Origin of the sequence: Vibrio sp. SCSIO 43135 (assembly GCF_023716665.1) — a bacterium.
Lineage (GTDB): Bacteria > Pseudomonadota > Gammaproteobacteria > Enterobacterales > Vibrionaceae > Vibrio > Vibrio paucivorans.
In genome coordinates this window covers 1687902-1706706 of sequence record NZ_CP071860.1, presented here as the reverse complement: position 1 = coordinate 1706706, position 18805 = coordinate 1687902, and the positions used below count along the sequence as shown (strand labels likewise).

The following is an 18805-nucleotide window of genomic DNA, read 5'->3' as shown; positions in this document are numbered from 1 at the left end:
TCGTTAAGACAGGGCAGCGAACAACCAATCGGGTAACGCGATACTTGCGACGATAGTCAGCACCGCAAATACCAGTAGCCCATAATGGCTGGTGGTTGGCTTAGCAAAAAGGTGTTTTTGGTTAGCAATAAAATCTTGCTGTTGTGGAGTTAGCGTGCCGGTGTGTCGACTCACGATGACACCGAACAGCAGAAAAACAAAGGTGCCGAGTGGGGCAAACCACGGCCAGGCAATGCCTGCCGACATAGCGCTAAATACCGCGATAATGCTGGTAATGCTGCCAGCGATGACGCCACGTTCGTTAGACTTTGCCCACGCTAGGCCAAGTACAAACGAGCCCAAGCGGATACCCACAAAAATTGAGGTCAAACTGGCAATGGTTTTAAGCACTGATTCGTTCGAAACGGCGAACAGCGCAGGTACAACGACAAACCCCGCCGCCAATAAACTCAGCTTACGCGCGACCTTCTCATAATGTTTGTCTTTGGCGCCAGTGCGAATAAAGCGCTTATAGATATCGAACGTCGCCACCGTTGCCATTGAATTGTAGGTAGAGTCGAGCGTCGACATTGCGGCTGCAGCCAATGCTGAGATAATCAACCCCACCACAATTGGATTGGTATGGTTGAAGACGAAATCTAAAATCACTTCGTTGCTGTTTGCGAAATGTTGATCCTGATAAAAGATGCTAAGTAATACACCAATCAGCGCAAAGAATAGGTAGATGAAGAACGCTCCGTAGCCACAAAGCAGCATGGATTTTTGTGCTGTCTTCACGTCTTTGGTTGCAAGCGTTCTTTGAATGATCAGTTGGTTGGTGGCGTATACACTCAAGTGAAGAAAAGTCACCGCTACCACACCTGCCCACAGCGTGGTGTCCACGCCAAGATCGAAGTCGAAATTGACGATTTCGAGATGCTCGCGAGAGAGGTGCTCGCCGGTATTAATGTCGATAAGAAGAATGGCAAAGATAGCGATACTACCGATCACGAGCACAGCAGACTGCAGCATATCTGTCCAGATGACGGTCGAGATCCCACCCGCATAAGTGTAGCAGGCGGTGAATAGACTGATATAGATGATCGCTTCGGAAATACTAATGGGCAGAACTTGAACCAGTATTAGAGCCACAGCATAGAGAATTACCCCCGCCGATATGCACTGAACGATAATAAACAGCACTGAGTTGATGGTTCTTGCGACGACACCAAAGCGCAGCTCAAGGTATTCGTAAATCGAAGTGAGTCCCAGTTTATAGAAGACGGGAACAAAGAAGACCACCGCAAAAAAGATCACGATAGGATAGTTGAGGTGTACGCTCATCGCTTCCATACCTGAGCTGTAGACCCAACCAGGCATACCAACAAAAGTCATGGCACTAATGTAGGTAGCTAAAATGGAGATCCCAGCGGTAAACCAGCCAAACTGCTTTCCACCAGTGGAAAAATCACCACCAGATTTATAGCGCTTATTTACTAAGTAGCTGATTAATATGGTTATAGACACGTAAAGTGCAATTACCATAAAGCTTGAGTACGTAACCATTTAGGCGTTTCCCCTTGGTGCTTAGAAACTATTTTCCTTACGTATGAGTGCCAACGGTTGGCGATTCCTATCCAAAATCCACTCTAAATGCGAATTTTGTCACCAATATAGATGAATCCTTGCACAAAATACGCAAATCAGGCTCACAGCGAGACTTGGATCACCAAAAATGCTAAAATGGGTGCGTATTCATTTTAAAATTGACCTTGATCACGGATCATTAGGTAGAAAAAAAACTATGATCCTCCCCGACATCAACGCAGGAAAGATCTTAAAGTGATGCTTTCTTGTTTGAGACAATACTAAAAAATCCTAAGTGAAATAGAGGTTTATCGGTCATGACCACCAAGAAACACATGAGCGAAGTTCCTATGATTCAAAGAGTAGCGGCCTATTTGGCAATTCTGGTTGGCTACTTTTTCTATTGTTACAACTTTGTAATTATTGATTACGTACGCCCTTATATTGTTGAAGCGTACGACGGGATCAGCCTATCGGATACGGCTCAGTTCTATACATGGCAGTCGGTTGGCGCACTTATTGGTGCCCTCAGCTGTGCATGGTTCGCAACAAAGTTTGGTAAAAAATCAACGCTAATTGCGATTACAGCCTTAAACGGCGGTGCCACTATCATCAATATGATGTTTACTGACTACGCGACTTGGGCCGCAATGCGTTTCATCATTGGTCTTTCGCTAGGTGGTTACTTCACCGTAGCAGTGAGCTTGATGATCGGCCTATTTACTCCAACGGTACGCGGCAAGCTGACCGCATTTGCTTCATCTATGTTCTCTGTAGCGCTGATGGTAATGGGTGCGTATGCAGCATTCATCTCAAGCATTGATGCTCCATGGGAAAGCCTAATGTGGGTTGGTGGTGTGCCACCTCTAGCAGCAGCGGTTGTGATGCTATTTGTTCTACCGAGTGACAAGAAAGTCATTGCTTACGGTGAAGAAGAGCAAGCGGAAGCTGAGAAAAACGACGCAACAGTGAAAAAAGGTTCTTGGGGTGAAATGCTTAGTAAGCAGCACCGTACCATTACCATCACGTGTCTATTGCTGGCTGGCCTGAACTTCTATGGTTTCCAATTCTTCGGTGGCTTTGTTACGACTTACTTACGTGAAGTGCGTATGTTTGATGGTGCCACGATTGGTCTTATTTTCTCAATTTCAGCCTTTGGCTCACTATTTGGTGCGTGGTTCTGGGGTTGGGCGGCAGATAAATTCGGCCGTAAATTCAATGCTCTGGGCTTTTATTCTAGCGGGCATCATGGTATCGGTATTCTTTGTTGCTCCTGGTGATGTGATGATTGGTAGCCTAAACATGCTGGCTATTCTAGGTCTTATCTACAACTTTGGTTTGTCTTCTTCAGCTGTGTGGGGTGGGTATTTCTCAGAACTGTTCCCTGCGCATCTTCGTAGCTACGGCGCGGCACTGTTCCACGGTGGTCGTATCTTGGGTATGTGGGCACCAATGGTTCTTATCTTCATTCAAGAGCGTACCGATCTTCAAACTGCGATGTGGGGTTCACCAATCGTATGGATCGTTGCTGGCCTACTATGGTTCACCCTACCTGAAACACTAAAAGGCGGCCTGTTCGACAAGAGCAAAGGTAAGCAAACCGCTAACGCTTAATCAATACGAATTACCCAGCTGAACCATATGGGTTCAGCTGGTAACTAAACACTTTATCGAGTCCTGTTCCAATGCTGACTCGGCAGCAAAAAGAGAGATGATTATGTCTAAATATCAAGAAGCAAAACGTGTGGTTCGCGACTACTTCGATGCGATGGAAAATGCAACTCACGAGAACGTAGCTGAAGTACTAAAAGCACATACTTCAGAAGATTACCTATGGCGTGGTGTTTACCCATTCCGTGAGCAACAAGGTGCACAAGCCGCAGCAGACGTTTTCTGGTCTCCACTAATGAAGTCAATGACTCGCATGCAGCGTCGTCAAGACATCTTTATCGGTGGTGAAAACGAAGTCACTTCTGGCGAAATCTGGGTTATGAGCATGGGTCACTTCATGGGTCTATTCGACGCAGAATACCTAGGCATGCGCCCAACTGGCAAGATCATGAACCTTCGTTACGCTGAGTTCAACTGTGTTGAAAACGGTAAGATCACTAAGACTGGTCTTTTCGTTGACCTTCTAGGCATGATGGATCAAGCGGGTTGCTACCCACTACCACCATCAACGGGTCGTCACTTCACTTACCCTGGCCCACGTAACCACGACGGTCTACTATTCGAAGATGCTGCCCCAGAAGAAGGTGTGGCAACACTAGCACTTGTGAACAAGATGGTTGATGACCTTTCTGCACTCAACGACAGCGGCGCGATGGGTTGCCCACCAGAAGTGCTAGAGAAGAGCTGGTCTAAAGACATGATCTGGTACGGCCCATGTGGTATCGGAGCGTCTTACACAATTCCTCGTTACCAACAGCAACACCAATTGCCGTTCCGTAACAACCTGAAAGACAAGAAGTTTAACGGCCACGTATGTCGCTTCGCAGAAGGTAACTTCTCTTGTTTCTTCGGCTGGCCAAACCTATCAAACACGCCAATTGGTGGTTTCCTAGGTATGACTGGTGGTGAAATCCGCGCAGACATGCAAGTGGTTGACGTGTACTACCGTGACGGTGACAAGCTATCTGAAAACTGGGTATTGATCGACCTACCTTACTGGCTAAAACAGCAAGGCCTAGACGTATTCGAGCGTACTCAGCAGATCCTAAATCCATCTCTATAAAGAGATTGTAGAGGCGGTTCGTTCATCCGCCTCGGTGTTGCCCAAGCATTCCTTCTCGGCTTAGGCACATGCTCCCAACTAGTGCCTCAAGGATGGGGCACGCTCTTTCCTAATTATTATTCATAACGGGCCTAAAAAGCACGGTGGCTTTTCTCGGCCTGAATAACGAGAGACAAAATGAAAAAGTCGATAGTTTCAGCAGTGGTTTTGGCTGCACTGACAACCAGCTCTGCTTTTGCCGCACATACTTTTGTAAACGATGCGGGCGATAGCCTGACCTTAGATGGTCGTTTCGATGTTCGTTACCACGATAAAGGCGGCGACCATCAAGGTGAGTGGAATAGCGGCAGTTCGCGTTTTGGCCTAAAAGGTCAAATGGGCCTAGACGATGGCTGGACAGGTTTTGGCCACGCAGAGTGGGGTTATAACTCGGGTGCCAATGGCGATAACATCTACGATCGCCTACTTTACGCGGGTGTTGAGCACGAGAAATACGGCAAGATTGCAGCAGGTACTAAGCAGTGGTCTACCTTCTACGATGTCGCTTGGTTTACAGATATGGGCCGACTGTTCGGTTCACGTGGCTCGGGTTACTACAACCTATCTGACTGGGGTATTGCATCGGGTACGGGCCGTGCAGAAAACTCAATCACCTACCGCAACAGCATCAATGAAAAGTGGAAGTACGGCTTCACTTACCAAACGACGCGTGAAGACGTAGGTTTGGCTGATGGCAAAACAGCCACACTTAAGAATGGTATGGGTGTTTCAACTCTGTACACGGTTGCTGATGGCCTGACGGTAGGTCTGGCGTACCACCAGAACGAATTTGACGACATTGATGCTGGCGTTAAAAACATCCAAGATGGCGATACTCAACGCATCGGATTACTAGGCGTTAACTACGTCAATAATGGCCTATTTGTCGGCTTAACCTACAGCCAAGGTTCGAACTGGGAAACAAACACACTTGCGGAATTCTATGATCACCGCGGTGTTGAGTTCTTCACTCATTACCACTTTGACAACGGCTTCCGTCCGACCTTTAACTACAATTACTTAACGGACACAGACGGCAACGCAAATGGCTACGAGCGCCAGTACGTTGTACCTGGCTTAGAGTACCACTTCCAAACCAACAAGTTGTTAGTCTGGACAGAGTACCAGTTTGACTTAGGTAACGAGAAAGCAGTAGGTAACTCATTTGAAAATAATGATGACCAGTTTGCTGCGGGTATCCGTTACTACTTCTAGTCATCCAAAACGAGAGGCTGACCGGGTTACTTAGCCTCTCTAATTGTTTGGGAACCTACTAAAGCCTTACTTGTGAGTAAGGCTTTTTTTGTGGGTACAACCCAAAACTCATTTAAAGATGCGATTTGACCTAATAATAACAAGGTTCGAAGATAATCTTCTTATGAATACGTACCTACATATGTTACTCTGTGCACAGTCAATCGGCTTAGACATTTATACTGATGAATATTGAAAAACAAACGGTTACTTCTAAAGATGTAGCAAAGCTTGCTGGGGTTTCTCAGTCGACCGTATCGCGCGTATTTGTGCCGGGTAGTTCAGTTGCAGAAAAGACCAAGCAAAAGGTTTTTGAAGCCGCGAAAGCATTAAATTACCGACCAAATGCCTTTGCTCGCAGTCTCACTACCAATGAATCTAAGTTGATTGGATTGGTCTTCCCAGATGCCGATTATCCTATTCATATGAAAACGCTACAGCTCATCTCTAGTGAGTTGCAAAAGCAAGGTTACTCGGCTGTGCTGATTCCTTGGCAGTTTGATGGCCAAGATTCGCATTCGATCCCGAACATCTTCCAGTATCGTGTTGATGGTGTGATTGCCGCGTCGGCGACGTTTAATAAATCGTTGTATGAAGAGTGTGCCGAGTTCAATATTCCTGTCGTGCAATATGCTCGTGTCGTGGAAGGAACCAAAAGTAGCTATGTGATCAGTGATAACTATGAAGCAGGCCAGCAGGCTGCGCAGCACTTGCATGAAAAAGGCGTCAAAAGCTCAGTGTACTTAACTGGTGAAGTACCCACCTTTACTAATGGCGAGCGTGAAAACGGTTTTTGTTCTGAATTTGAAGAGCTGACAGGCAACCTACCGCGAGTGATCGAAGCAAGCTATGACTACGATGGAGCGTTAGAGGAAATTCGCAAATTAATGGCCGATCCTTCGCGTCCTGAATCTGTTTTCTGTGCGACCGACAACCTTGCCATGGCGGTGATGGATGTGGCTCGATTAGAGTTTGGCCTACGAATCCCAGAAGATCTCAAAGTGCTCGGGTTTGATAATATTCCTCAGGCAGAATGGTTAAGTTATCAGTTAACGACCTTTAGGCAGGATTTCAAGCGCTTAGCTCGCGAGTCGGTCAAAGTAATCGTCGACCAAATCAACGATAAGAACAGCAGTGTGGTGAAAATGATGGTTCCCGCCAAAATTGTTGAGCGTAAAACCACGCAGTCTAATTAAGTGATGTTTTTGTTTAGCAGCCAAAAAACGTGAGTGGACTCCAAATACTCAGCGTCGAATTGCGCTAGGTTGTAGTGGTTAGTAACGGATAACCAAGGAGCAGCTATGTTGGGTGAGAACCACTCTCTACTGAACGAATTTTCGGACTACACAGACACGATTAAAGCGTTGGCAAAAGCCGATGAAGTGTTTCTAAAAGACATGAAAGCTTACGATGCGTTAGATAAAGATATTCGCACTTTAGAATTGCGAGATTCTCCAATCAGTGATGAGGAGATGCATCGGATGAAGCATGACCGAGCGATGCAGAAAGACGACTTGTATCAACGGATTTTACAAGCGCACCAGTAGCGCAAAGCATACAAAAAAGGCGGGTTTCCCGCCTTTTTTCGTTTAATGCAGAATGATACCCTGAGCTTCTTTAAAGTAAACGGATAAGTGGAGGTACCCGTTGGATATACATTTTCGCACTGCAACCAGTGACGACTTAGCCAGTTTAGTGAACATGCTCGCCAGTGACCCGCTTGGTGCGCAGCGAGAAGACACCACCACTCCCCTGAATACAAGTTACTTATCTGCGTTTCAAGCCATCGATTCTGATCCCAATAATCAACTGATTGTGGCTGAACATGAGCATAAAGTGATTGGAATGCTGCAGCTCACCTATATTCCCTATTTGACGCATATTGGCAGCTGGAGAGCTCTGATAGAGGGTGTCCGAATTCATCAGGATGTTCGCGGTTTAGGGATTGGGGAGCAGATGTTTGAATACGCGATTCAGCAGGCTAAGCAGAAAGGCTGCAGCATGGTGCAGTTAACAAGCGACAAACAACGCCCTGATGCCATTCGCTTCTATCAAAAGCTGGGTTTTGTGGCGAGCCACGAAGGGTTTAAGCTAGCGTTATAAGCAGAACCTAAGGTTCTGCTTACTCGCTGAGCATGGATGATTTTCAACCTCGATTGAGCTCTAGCCTTTCTTCATCTCGGTATTAAATGTTTCCAGCGCTTCAATTACGGCTTCCACTTTAGCATCGTCGAGGGCATCGGAGTGAGGCTGACTAAAGCGCTCGATGTCGTTATCAAAATACAGCCCGTGCGCCTGACTAAACTCCTCGGATAGGGCTGCACGGATCAATATCTCCGCCCCAAGTTTAATGTCCCCTCCGGCAATGCCATACGCATCTTTAACCATTTTACTGCCTAGTAAAGATTTAGGGTTCACAGAGACAATCATCGGCCCCTGAGTTTTGTTCATTTCCCCTAACCAGCGCGACCACATCGTTAGTGCCAACTTACTCTGAGCGTAAGCTTCACCATCGCCAAGTTGTGTTTCCCCCATTAAGGCTGGGATGCTAACTGGCGCTTGCGCAGCGGAAGATAGGTTAACGACTCGGCCGTCTTTCTCTATCAAAGGCAGCAGGGTTTTGGTTAGCTGATAAGGCGCAATGGTGTTGACCACAAAGCGAACATCTAGCCCTTCAAGTGTCACTGGTGAAGGCGTACTAAACACACCAGCGTTATTGATAAGCACATCCAAAGTACCAAAACGCTGTTGAACCTCATAAGCCATATTAGCGACTGCGTCTAAGTTAGAGAGATCGGCCAATACAGGTTCCACTTTCCCAAACACAGAGAGTTGATTGGTTACCGTATCTAGCTTGGATTGGCTGCGACCATGAACAATGACATGGTGGCCTAATTCGACCAGTGCTTTAGCGGTTTCGTAGCCGATACCATCGGTAGCACCTGTAATAAGAATTCGCTTTTGCATGAGAATACCTCTGAAATTCAACGTGTTTAAAGTTTACTTATGAGTAGAAGCTAGACCAAGTAGTGCCCACTTGAAGGAATTTCAAAAAATCTTTGAAAGTGCAGTCTAATTGACGGTATAGAAAATTTAGCGATAAGGACTAAAAGCTCTTGGGTTGACGCGAGCTTAAAAGAGTTGAATGCAATGCATGAATTTCAGCGATAGGCACTGAGTTGGATTATATTTAACGGTGAAAAATGGTATAAGTTACTTATGGTCAAAAATAGCTGAGTGCTTATGAAGAAATACGAAGAATTAGTCCAAGATATCATCAGCAAAATCTGTCAAAACATGATTGATGTGAAACTACCATCAGAGCGAGAACTGGCTGAAAAGTATGATCTTTCTCGTTTTTCTGTACGTAAAGCACTGTCTAAACTAGAAGCAATTGGTATTGTAAAGTCAAAAGTTGGGTCTGGGTACTTTGTTAATACATCTATTATTGGGTCACCACTTATATATAACTCTGTCACTGAAAATAAATTCGGTGAGATTTCTTACAAGAAAATAAAACTCAATAAACGTTTGCCAACTACGCATGAAATGCAAGTTTTTTCTATCGAAGAAGATGAATACCTTTGGAATATTAAGCGACTAAGACTAATTCAGGGTAAGGTGACTCAAATTGAGGAAACTAAATTACCTGTAAGTATGTTTCCAAAAATAACAGAAGAGATTATTGAAAGCTCTCTACAGAAGCACGTATTATCTTTAGGGCTAGAAATAGATAGTTATTTAACCAGTTATCAAGCCATCAATGTTTCAAAAGAAGATTCAGAATTATTAGATTGTAAACGTAATAGTTCTGCAATGAATATCACGAACCGTGGTTTCTTAAAAACGGGAGAGGTATTTGTGGTGAGCGATATTATTGATATTAATTACCAATGTACCTATCACACCAAATTTAACCCCGAAAGCCTCAATTATCGAGACCAAAACGACCGCGATTAGCGGTCGTTTTTTTAGGTTTGCATACAAAGCCGTCGCTAGGACAAGCGAGGCATTAAGGCGTGTGAATACTGCCGTCTGGTAAACGGCTTTGCGTCCATTCGTGTGGGCGGTATTCAACAGGGAAGTCTTGCGCCGCTTCGCGATCCATCTCCACACCGATACCTGCAATTTCAGATGCGTATAGGTAACCGTTGACTGGCTCTGCTGCGTTCGGGAAGACGCGCTGTGTATTGGCTTTGTATTCTACATGCTCTTGAATCGCAGCGTTGTGTAGATGCACATTTAAGTGAGTGTTCACTGCGGCGCCAATCGGTGTCATATCTGGTGGGCAGTGCCAAGCAATACGAACGCCAAAGCTCTCACAGAAGTGACCGAGTTTAAGTGCTGGAGTAATTCCACCGAGCTGCGAGACGTGGCAACGAATGAAGTCGACACGACGATTGATGATCAGTGCTTTCCACTCTTCTGGGTTGTTGAATAGCTCACCCAGCGCTAGAGAAACACTAGATTGGTTACGAATGTTGTCCAGCCATTCTGTTTGGCTTGGTGGCAAAATATCTTCGATAAAGAATGGGTTGTACTTCTCAACTTCTTTCGCAAATTGAATTGCTTGATTTGGGAACAAACGTTCGTGTACATCGTGAAGAATATGGAACTTCTTGCCGTATTTCTCACGTAAGTTTTTGAACATTTCCACTGTGTTTTCAATATACTGGTCTTGATCGTAGTACGAGCCTTGCGTTGGATTTTTTGCTGTTTGAATATTTTCAGGCACGCCTCCATAGAAGCCTAGTTGACAACGAATATGTTGATAGCCCTGCTCTAAATATTTATCGACTTGCTCATAGAGGCCTTCCATCGTATCGCTAGTGGCATGTGTATATACTTGAATAGCATCACGAGACTTACCACCAAATAATTGATGAAGCGGCATGTTAGCCTGTTTTGCCTTTATATCCCAAAGTGCCATGTCTACACCGGAAATAGCATTGTTGATCACTGGGCCATTTCGCCAATATGCATTGACCATCATCATTTGCCACAGATCTTCAATATTATTGGCGTCTTTACCAATTAATAATGGCTTAAGGTATTCATCAACCATGGTTTTTACTGCCAATGGTCGTTGTTGAAAAGTTGCACAACCGTAACCCGTGATGCCTGATTCTGTTTCTACAATTACAGTGATCAGATTGTGCCGATCCGGTTTACTAATGATGCACTCAATGCTGGATATGGTGTTTTTATTCACTTCAAACTATCTCTAATCTAATAGGATTTATTTTATATAAGCGTGAAAAAATACAAATTACAAGCGGTAAATTGTGCTTAAATTTAACTGGTTCGCTCTTGTTTAGAATTTGGAAAGAAAAACGAACCAATTGGCAAAAAAAGCCCAAAAATTAATTTTTAGCCGTCTTATTGTGAGTTTAATCACTAATTTGTCGATTGGATAAATACTGCCAGTAGCTAAGATGAGCGCAGTAAATGAGCAGACTAAGCACATAGGAAAGTATGATGCAATTGACACAAACAAACATGGCAGCTGGCGATACACCGTCAGGTAAGGCAGACAGCTTTAGCATGAAACTACAAGAATTGGTCGCGGCACTTGGCGGCAACGAAAACATTGCAAACATCACCCACTGCATGACTCGCTTGCGTTTTAAATTGGTGGATGAGTCGAAAGCCGACAAAGAAAAGCTAGAAGCGATTCAAGGCGTAAAAGGTGTGGTTCTTGGGCAAGGTCAGACCCAGGTGATTATTGGTGTCGACGTAGAAAAGTGGTACCTAGCGCTGTCTGGAGCAAGCGCCGCGCCAGAAGATGCAGAAACCGAGCAAGAGAAAGGTAAGCTATTCCAAAACGCGATGCGCATCGTGGCAGGAATCTTTGGTCCTGTTGTTCCTGCTATTGCGGGAGCAGGTATGTTAATGGGGCTGCTATCTGGCCTGATTGCGACTAACGTTATCTCTGAGTCTTCCGACACTGTTTTCTTCTTCCGCTCTATTTCTGTAGCAGTGTTCTTCTTTCTACCAATGCTAGTGTCTTTCTCTGCTGCAAAGGTGTTTAAAGTCAATGAATACATTGCGTTAGCGGTTGCTGCGGCGATGATGTCGCCAAAGTTGTTGGAAAAAGCCACACTGTTGAGCCAAGCTGGAAATGCTCCAGAACTTAGCGTATTCGGTGTGATTCCAATCGAGCTGCTGAACTATGGTGGCGCAATTGTCCCTGCAATTTTAGCGGTTTGGGTGCTATCTAAAATCACCCCTATGGTAGACAAGTTAGTTCCTGCTTCTGCCAAACCAGTATTCACTCCGCTACTTGCTTTCACTGTGACTTCAACGGTCGTACTTTCTGTCGTTGCGCCTGCTGGGATGTGGGTAAGTAACGGTGCTGGCTGGGTTGTAAGCTCGCTACTGGAGGTATCACCAACACTGACTGGTTTTGTGTTCGGTTTGACCCGTCCAATCACCATTGTATTTGGTATTCACCACAGCATGACACCAATCAGTTTGAACAATTTTGCTCTTTACGGAAAAGATCTACTGATGCCAATTATGTGTCTAGGAAACTTGGCTATTGCAGGCGCAACCATGGCGATTTGGTACAAGCAACGTAAACACGCCAGCAAAGAGCAATCGTCTATCACAGTCGGTTCGGGTATTACCGCTATCCTTGGTATCACTGAGCCTGCTCTGTTTGGTGTGTTGACTAAGTACACCAAAGCACTGTTTATGGCGAGCTTGGCGACAGGTATTGTTGGTGCAATTTCGGTCACAATCGATACCCACTTAACAAGCTACATTCTTTCTTCTGTGTTCAGTCTGCCAGCTTACTTAGCAAGTGGCACACAAAACTTTGTTCAAGCCGTACTGGGCGTGATTGGTGTGTTTGCGTTGTCATTCGCAATGACCATGATGTTCGTACGTATCGATAACAAATAATTCTCTCTTCTCTCTATGTAGACCTGTTGTATCTAATGTCGACAGGTCTATTCAGCATGCTTAAAAAGAACTGACATGAAGACAATCGCAATACTTGGGGAATGCATGATCGAGTTGAACGGCAAGCCGTTTGGCAGCATGCAGCAGACGTTTGGTGGCGACACATTGAATGCTGCGGTTTACCTTAGCCGTTGTAGCCAAGCTCTAAGAGCATCAACGCCGGCGCAAGTGCAATATGTCACTGCAATGGGCACCGACCCTCTGAGCAATGGCATGGTGGAGCGTTGGCAGCAAGAAGGTGTCGGCACGGATTTCGTTTTGCGAGATGAAACACGCACGCCGGGTTTGTACCTGATCCAACTGGATAACCAAGGTGAACGCACCTTCCTTTATTGGCGTAATCAATCAGCCGCGCGCTACTTACTGCAACATACTGACTTTGCTCGCGTAGCGGAGTCACTGACTCAGGCTGATATGGTGTTTATCAGCGGTATTAGCTTAGCCATTTTGTCTGAACAAGATCGTATCCAGCTGCTTGAGCTTTTGAGCCGCTTGCGAGCTACGGGTGTTGAGATCGCTTTTGATAGCAACTTTCGCCCAGCACTTTGGCCGCAAGATCTGATGAAGACTGTTCGAGCATGTTATCAAGCCATGTATCAAACCACAGATTTGGCTTTGGTTACTTTCGATGATGAGCAGCTGATTTGGGGGGATACAACGGCATACGACACAATCACACGCTTGCAAGCACAAGGGGTGAAAAATGTGGTGGTTAAGCTCGGTGCTGAAGGTTGTTTAGTCGCTGATTCAAATGCATCTGAACCTTACTCTGTGGCGACGACACCGGTAGACAATGTTATTGATACCACGTCGGCAGGTGATTCATTTAATGGCGGCTTTCTCGCGACTTACTTATCGGGTGGCAACATCCAACAAGCGTGTATGAATGGTAATACCCTCGCTGGCACCGTTATTCAGCACAAAGGCGCAATTATCCCAAAACTGGCAACTGATACGGTTACCGCACAGTTCAAAAAATAGATTCATAGGAAACAACATGTCGAATTTAAAAGCTCAACTCAAAGCGCTCAGAGTTATCCCAGTGATTGCGATTGATCGCGCAGAAGACATCATCCCATTGGGTAAAGTGCTGGTGGAGAATGGATTACCAGCGGCGGAAATTACTTTTCGTTCCGATGCTGCTGCTGAAGCCATCCGTCTATTGCGTGAAGCACAGCCAGGTATGCTGATTGGTGCTGGCACCGTGCTTAATCGCGAGCAGGCTATCGCAGCGAAAGAAGCGGGGGCAACCTTTGTGGTTTCTCCGGGATTTAACCCTAACACCGTTAAAGCTTGCCAAGAGATTGGCATTGATATCGTGCCTGGTGTTAACAACCCAAGTGCGGTCGAAGCGGCGTTAGAAATGGGGCTCACGACACTCAAGTTCTTCCCGGCAGAAGCATCGGGGGGCGTCAATATGGTGAAAGCGCTGTTGGCACCTTATGGTGACGTTGAAATCATGCCAACAGGCGGTATCAATCCTACCAATATCAGAGACTACCTAGCCGTACCGCGAGTGTTGGCATGCGGTGGTACGTGGATGGTCGACAAAAAGCTCATCGAAGCGGGTGATTGGGAAGAACTGGCAAAGCAGACCCGTGAAGCGGTCGAGCTTGTCGCTGAGTCTTCTTCATAACTCTTGAAATCCACTCTTAATCGCGACTTTTTCTGCGGTTAGGGGCTAACCAAATAACAACAATAAATTCTAGTAAGTCTTTCTTTTTATAAGAAGGGACGGGGCTTGCTGTTTCTAAAATCAGAACTTTTAAAACCATAAATCTAAAATATATAGGGTAATTATGAACAAAGCACTGACACTATCTCTGGGCGCAATCGGCGTGTTTTCGGCCTTATCTGCCAATGCTGGTATTAGTATTGTCGATAATGATGAGGGTAACTTTTCCATCGGCGGTGATGTCGAATTGAACTTCAACTACCAAGATCGTGAGTCGAATGATTCTGGCGAACAAGAGTTTAACCAAGATGGCCGTGTACTGATCGAATTCGCGGGTGAAAAATTCACTAGCAACGGTCACTACGTTGGCGTAAAAGCGCAGCCACTGTTTGAAAGCACTGGTGACGTTAACCTTGATGATGCTTACTTCGAGTTTGGTAAAAAAGACAGCTGGGCAATCAAAGCTGGCCGTTTCGAAGCCTATGATATGTTTCCTGTTGGTTTGGACGTGTTCCTAGAGTATTCCGGTGATACCTCTAACGAACTTTACACTGACGGTTCGGCATACACCTATCAGATGAAAGAAGCACGTGGTCGCGGCTCAGATGGTCAACTGATGTATAGTCAAACGTTCGGCAACCTGTACGTTGAACTCAGCTCAATGATTGGCGATCGTTCTGACTTATTCCACAACGGCACTGATGGTGGTTCTTATCATGGTCAAACCATTGCAAGCAGCAAGGACTCGTTTTTAATTCGCCCTGTTGTTGCTTATCAAATGGGTGATTTTAGTGTGGCAGCATCGATGGAAACTAACTTGATTTCTGATGCTGTAGTTACTGATCAAGGTGTCGACATTTCAGATCGCACAGGCTATGGCCTAACGGGTAACTGGACCAGTGGTGATTGGTCGGTGAACGCAAATGTGGCTTACCTTGATGCTGTCGACGAGAACAACTTCTCTGCTGGGGCTAACGCTCTTTGGAAAGGATTTGGCGTTGGTTATGTATACGCTAATAACGAATACGAAAACAAAGAAATTGCGGGTTGGGCTGAGGGGGAGGTGTCATCGTCTACGCTATATGCTTCTTACGAATTCACTGATGTGCTTGAAGTGGAGAACTTTTCTGTACTATTGGGCTCTTACTACACCACAATTGCAAATGACTTGAGCCAAACTGTTTCTTCCGATCACTTTGCTGAAGAAGATGACTTCGGTGCACGTGTTCGATTGTTCTATGAGTTCTAATCGTTAAAAGAAAAACCTGTCCATCAAAGGGTGCCTGTTCAGCACCCTTTTTTCGTTAGGGCGCCTGTATTTATTGACGCTGAAGTGGTGAGCAAAGTAAAGAGTGGTTCATTTGGTGTTGACCGAAATAATGAACCAAAGTATATTGTGAGCTAATACACCAAATGAGCTAATGGCACCAAAAATAAACCATGGGGCTATTAATGCTATTTGGTTCTCTATCTAAGCCAAGGTGATGCGATGACTTCATACATCTATACCCGATTTTCTCCTAAGAATAGAGCCCACCCAGAACAACTTTCAGCACTCAAGCAACTGTCGCCAGGCAGTGAAGTGATTGAGGACCAAGTGCGAGGTAACATCCCTCCATTTGAGAGGCCGGCGTTTAAAGAGTTGTTTGATAATTTGAGTAGCGGTGATTGCCTATTTGTTTGGTGGTTGACGGCATTTGGGCGCGATTTTTCTCAGGCCAAGCAGACATTAGAATCCTTGTTAGATCGCGGTGTGACCATTGTGACAGGATGTGAAGCGCTGACGCTCAAAGCCGACTGCCCACAGACCAAACTGATCATGACGCTCTTATCTGGTTACGCCAAAGTGCAAATTCAGCATCGGTTGTTTGCCGCTGAGTTAGGCAGAGAAGAGCTGAAAGGTGATCCTGAGCTATGGAAATCCAAGTTTCGCGGTCGCCCCGCCGATAAGCAGAAGCATCAACAAGTAAAAGCGATGCTGCTGGAAGGAAATACAATTCAAAGTGTCGCAGACCAATGTGGGGTCAGCGTATCGACCGTGAAACGAGTAAAAGCTAAGCTAAATCAGATGGATGATGAAGGCTGCCTAAGACGCAGGGGGCGTGCAACCGAATCCTCTGGTGATCCTGAATGAGTAAACCGATTCAATTTCGTACCATATTATTGGCCTGCTTAATTATCAGCGTTGGCCAGCTGAGCATGGGGCTGGTGTTCCCATCCTTACCTTGGATAGCGAAAGACTTTGCCATTTCACTTGATCAAGCCCAATTGCTGGTCAGTGTTTACCTGCTTGGTTTTGGCCCATCTCAATTTATTTATGGCCCAATATCCGATGCCTTGGGGCGCAAGAAGGTATTGCTTAGCGGCTTGCTATTGGCATTAGCCGGTTTGGGTACCATTATTGCGTTTAGCGATTCTTTCTCGGGTATGGTTATTGGGCGATTTTTACAAGGGCTAGGGACGGGCTGCTGTGCGGTGCTGGCACGAGCGTCGACTCGAGACAGATACAGCGGTGCTCAGTTGCCAGTTGCCTTATCTTATATTGCGATGGCGGCTTCGATTACGCCGTTAGTTGCTCCGGTGATTGGTGGATTCATTAACTTCCATTTTGGCTGGACCATGGTGTTTGTGTCGCTGCTTGGTTACGTTGCGCTGGCGTGGGCAATGATAGCGTTGAAATTCGATGAAACACTTAGCCAAACCAGTGCGATACCATCGGCGAAAAACATGCTTAAGCAGTATAAATCGTTGCTGAATTCGCGCTATTTCATGAGCTTTGCCAGCATAGGTTGGTTGAATTTTAGTCTGATGATCACAACGGTATCGGTGATGCCGTTTATCATGCAAAACCAAATTGGCATGACATCCGATGAATACGCGATGTGGGCTATCATTCCTGCATTGGGCATGATCATGGGGACCAGCCTTTGTAATCGTGTTCGGCCGATGATTGGCAGTCGAAATATGCTGCTGTTCACGCCAGTGCTTCATGTGGCTTCTGCGTTGTGGTTTTTCTTTTGCCCGCTAGAGCCGCTGTACTTGATGATTGGTCAATTGCTGATGATTCTCGGAAACGGGATCGCACTTCCTTGTGCTCAAGCTTTGGTGATGCAACCATACAAAAAACAGGCAGGCGCAGCCGCAGCGATGTCGGGTGGCGGCCAAATGGTGGTGTCGTCCATTGTGAGTATGGGGTTAGTTCAATTGGGCCTCAGCCAAGCATGGCACTTATCATTTGTCATTGTTGTGTTTACCGCAATTACACTGGCGAATATTGTTCGTGGCTTTAACACCGAGCAGGCAATGACATTGCAAGGAAGCAAGCAATAACCGATAACCAATAACCAATAACAAGGAATATTCTGTTCGAATGGAATCATTATCTTTGGCTCAAGCGCAGAAACTTGCGCTTTTGTCACAAGGGCTGCCCACTGGCAGTGTGAAAGGGACAAGTTACGCTAAGACTCAATCTGCGATTGAGCAACTGGGCTACATCCAGATCGATACTATTTCGGTGGTGCAGCGGGCTCATCACCACACATTGTGGAGCCGTAATCCAAGCTACCAACCACAGCTTCTCGACCAGTTGGTCGCAGACGGTAAAGTGTTTGAATACTGGTCGCATGCAGCGGCCTACTTACCGATGGAAAACTACCGCTTTTCATTGCCTCGTAAAGCCGCCATCAAATCTGGCGCACAGACTCACTGGTATCGCAAAGATCATCAACTGATGGAAAGTGTGCTTAAGCGAATCGAAGCAGAAGGGCCGCTGATGGCCAAAGATTTTGAATCTGCCGAGCACAAAACTGACGGCTGGCACACCAAACCGACCAAACGCGCATTAGAAAACTTGTTTATGCAGGGGGATTTGATGATCTCTGAACGGCGCGGGTTTCATAAGGTGTATGACCTCACTGAACGAGTATTGCCGCAAAGCGTGGACACTCGAATGCCAACTCAGCAAGAGCAGGGGCATTTTCTGGTACTCAGTTACCTGCAAGCTCACGGTTTAGGTACTCTGCCCGAGATGGTGTATCAGTTGAAAAGTGTTAAAGGGTTAGTACAACAATCTATTTCTGAATTGCTCGAATCAGGCCGAATTCAGAGTGTTGAAGTGAACAAACAGCCGTTTTATGTTTGCCCGAATGCATTGGCTTTACTTGATAAACGAGTGAATCGTAAACGCGCAAAAATCCTCTCACCTTTTGATAACTTAATCATTCAGCGTAAGCGCGCAAAAGCCTTGTTTAATTTTGAGTATCTACTGGAATGTTACGTGCCACAAGCAAAACGCCAATATGGGTACTTCTGCTTGCCGATAGTGTGGGACGGGAAATTAGTCGCCAGAGCAGACTGTAAAGTAGATAAGAAGAGCGCTACCTTGAATGTGCTGCACTTAGTTGTCGAACCAAGCGTACATAACCATTATGAGTTTATGACCGCATTGGAGCCTGAACTGCAGTTGTTTGCGCAGTTCAATCAATGTCAGGAGGTTAATATTCAAAAAATCTCTAGGTCGAACCAGTAAAAAGGCGCTCCCTGACAAGAGCGCCTTTGATCGTTATAAGGAC

At 45.8% G+C, this 18805-nt stretch carries 16 protein-coding genes and 1 pseudogene; 14 read left to right on the top strand and 3 right to left on the bottom strand.

What is annotated here, in order from left to right; all coding sequences use genetic code 11:
* Positions 1–3: 3 nt before the first annotated feature.
* Complete coding sequence (locus tag J4N42_RS22250; RefSeq protein WP_252032625.1) at positions 4–1545, bottom strand: sodium:solute symporter family transporter; 1542 nt, start codon at positions 1543–1545, stop codon at positions 4–6.
* A 338-nt stretch (positions 1546–1883) separates the two neighbouring features.
* Between J4N42_RS22250 and J4N42_RS22245 the strand changes: the two are divergent.
* The 6 genes and pseudogenes from J4N42_RS22245 (at position 1884) to J4N42_RS22220 (ending at position 7696) form a co-directional block, all read left to right on the top strand.
* Positions 1884–3180, top strand: a pseudogene (locus tag J4N42_RS22245) (MFS transporter).
* A gap of 103 nt (positions 3181–3283) precedes the next feature.
* Entirely contained in the window at positions 3284–4300 is a 1017-nt protein-coding gene (locus J4N42_RS22240; protein ID WP_252032622.1) for a nuclear transport factor 2 family protein, read from the top strand.
* A gap of 177 nt (positions 4301–4477) precedes the next feature.
* The gene (locus J4N42_RS22235; protein ID WP_252032619.1) at positions 4478–5554 is read left to right on the top strand and encodes a porin; all 1077 of its coding nucleotides are present in this window, start codon (positions 4478–4480) and stop codon (positions 5552–5554) included.
* 224 nt (positions 5555–5778) lie between these two features.
* Positions 5779–6789, top strand: coding sequence for a LacI family DNA-binding transcriptional regulator (locus J4N42_RS22230; RefSeq protein ID WP_252032616.1), 1011 nt, complete (start codon positions 5779–5781; stop codon positions 6787–6789).
* 105 nt (positions 6790–6894) lie between these two features.
* Positions 6895–7140 carry an HP1242/YdcH family protein gene (locus tag J4N42_RS22225; RefSeq protein WP_252032613.1) on the top strand — a complete coding sequence of 82 codons (246 nt, stop codon included), beginning with the start codon at positions 6895–6897 and terminating at the stop codon, positions 7138–7140.
* Between the two features lie 100 nt (positions 7141–7240).
* On the top strand, positions 7241–7696 hold the full coding sequence (locus tag J4N42_RS22220; protein ID WP_252032611.1) for a GNAT family N-acetyltransferase: 456 nt from the start codon (positions 7241–7243) through the stop codon (positions 7694–7696).
* Between the two features lie 60 nt (positions 7697–7756).
* Here the strand turns inward: J4N42_RS22220 and J4N42_RS22215 are convergent, their stop codons facing one another.
* Positions 7757–8560: an SDR family NAD(P)-dependent oxidoreductase gene (locus J4N42_RS22215; protein ID WP_252032608.1), complete on the bottom strand. Its 804-nt coding sequence runs from the start codon at positions 8558–8560 to the stop codon at positions 7757–7759.
* A 276-nt stretch (positions 8561–8836) separates the two neighbouring features.
* Here J4N42_RS22215 and J4N42_RS22210 point away from each other — a divergent pair, with 276 nt between their 5' ends.
* Positions 8837–9553 carry a GntR family transcriptional regulator gene (locus J4N42_RS22210; protein ID WP_252032605.1) on the top strand — a complete coding sequence of 239 codons (717 nt, stop codon included), beginning with the start codon at positions 8837–8839 and terminating at the stop codon, positions 9551–9553.
* Positions 9554–9605: 52 nt separating this feature from the next.
* Here J4N42_RS22210 and J4N42_RS22205 read toward each other — a convergent pair whose 3' ends face one another.
* A complete protein-coding gene (locus tag J4N42_RS22205; protein ID WP_252032602.1) occupies positions 9606–10805 on the bottom strand; it encodes an enolase C-terminal domain-like protein in 1200 nt (399 codons plus the stop codon).
* A gap of 287 nt (positions 10806–11092) precedes the next feature.
* Between J4N42_RS22205 and J4N42_RS22200 the strand changes: the two genes are divergently transcribed.
* The 7 genes from J4N42_RS22200 (at position 11093) to J4N42_RS22170 (ending at position 18762) form a co-directional block, all read left to right on the top strand.
* Positions 11093–12499: a PTS transporter subunit EIIC gene (locus tag J4N42_RS22200; protein ID WP_252034142.1), complete on the top strand. Its 1407-nt coding sequence runs from the start codon at positions 11093–11095 to the stop codon at positions 12497–12499.
* A 75-nt stretch (positions 12500–12574) separates the two neighbouring features.
* A complete protein-coding gene (locus J4N42_RS22195) occupies positions 12575–13540 on the top strand; it encodes a sugar kinase (protein ID WP_252032599.1) in 966 nt (321 codons plus the stop codon).
* Positions 13541–13556: 16 nt separating this feature from the next.
* On the top strand, positions 13557–14195 hold the full coding sequence (locus tag J4N42_RS22190; RefSeq protein ID WP_252032596.1) for a bifunctional 4-hydroxy-2-oxoglutarate aldolase/2-dehydro-3-deoxy-phosphogluconate aldolase: 639 nt from the start codon (positions 13557–13559) through the stop codon (positions 14193–14195).
* 163 nt (positions 14196–14358) lie between these two features.
* Positions 14359–15483: a carbohydrate porin gene (locus tag J4N42_RS22185; RefSeq protein WP_252032593.1), complete on the top strand. Its 1125-nt coding sequence runs from the start codon at positions 14359–14361 to the stop codon at positions 15481–15483.
* 240 nt (positions 15484–15723) lie between these two features.
* Positions 15724–16368, top strand: coding sequence for a recombinase family protein (locus J4N42_RS22180; protein ID WP_252032590.1), 645 nt, complete (start codon positions 15724–15726; stop codon positions 16366–16368).
* On the top strand, positions 16365–17564 hold the full coding sequence (locus tag J4N42_RS22175; protein ID WP_252032587.1) for a multidrug effflux MFS transporter: 1200 nt from the start codon (positions 16365–16367) through the stop codon (positions 17562–17564). Before J4N42_RS22180 ends, J4N42_RS22175 begins: the two co-directional genes overlap by 4 nt.
* Positions 17565–17604: 40 nt before the next feature.
* Positions 17605–18762, top strand: a complete 1158-nt coding sequence (locus J4N42_RS22170; RefSeq protein ID WP_252032585.1) for a winged helix-turn-helix domain-containing protein — start codon at positions 17605–17607, stop codon at positions 18760–18762.
* Positions 18763–18805: the final 43 nt, after the last annotated feature.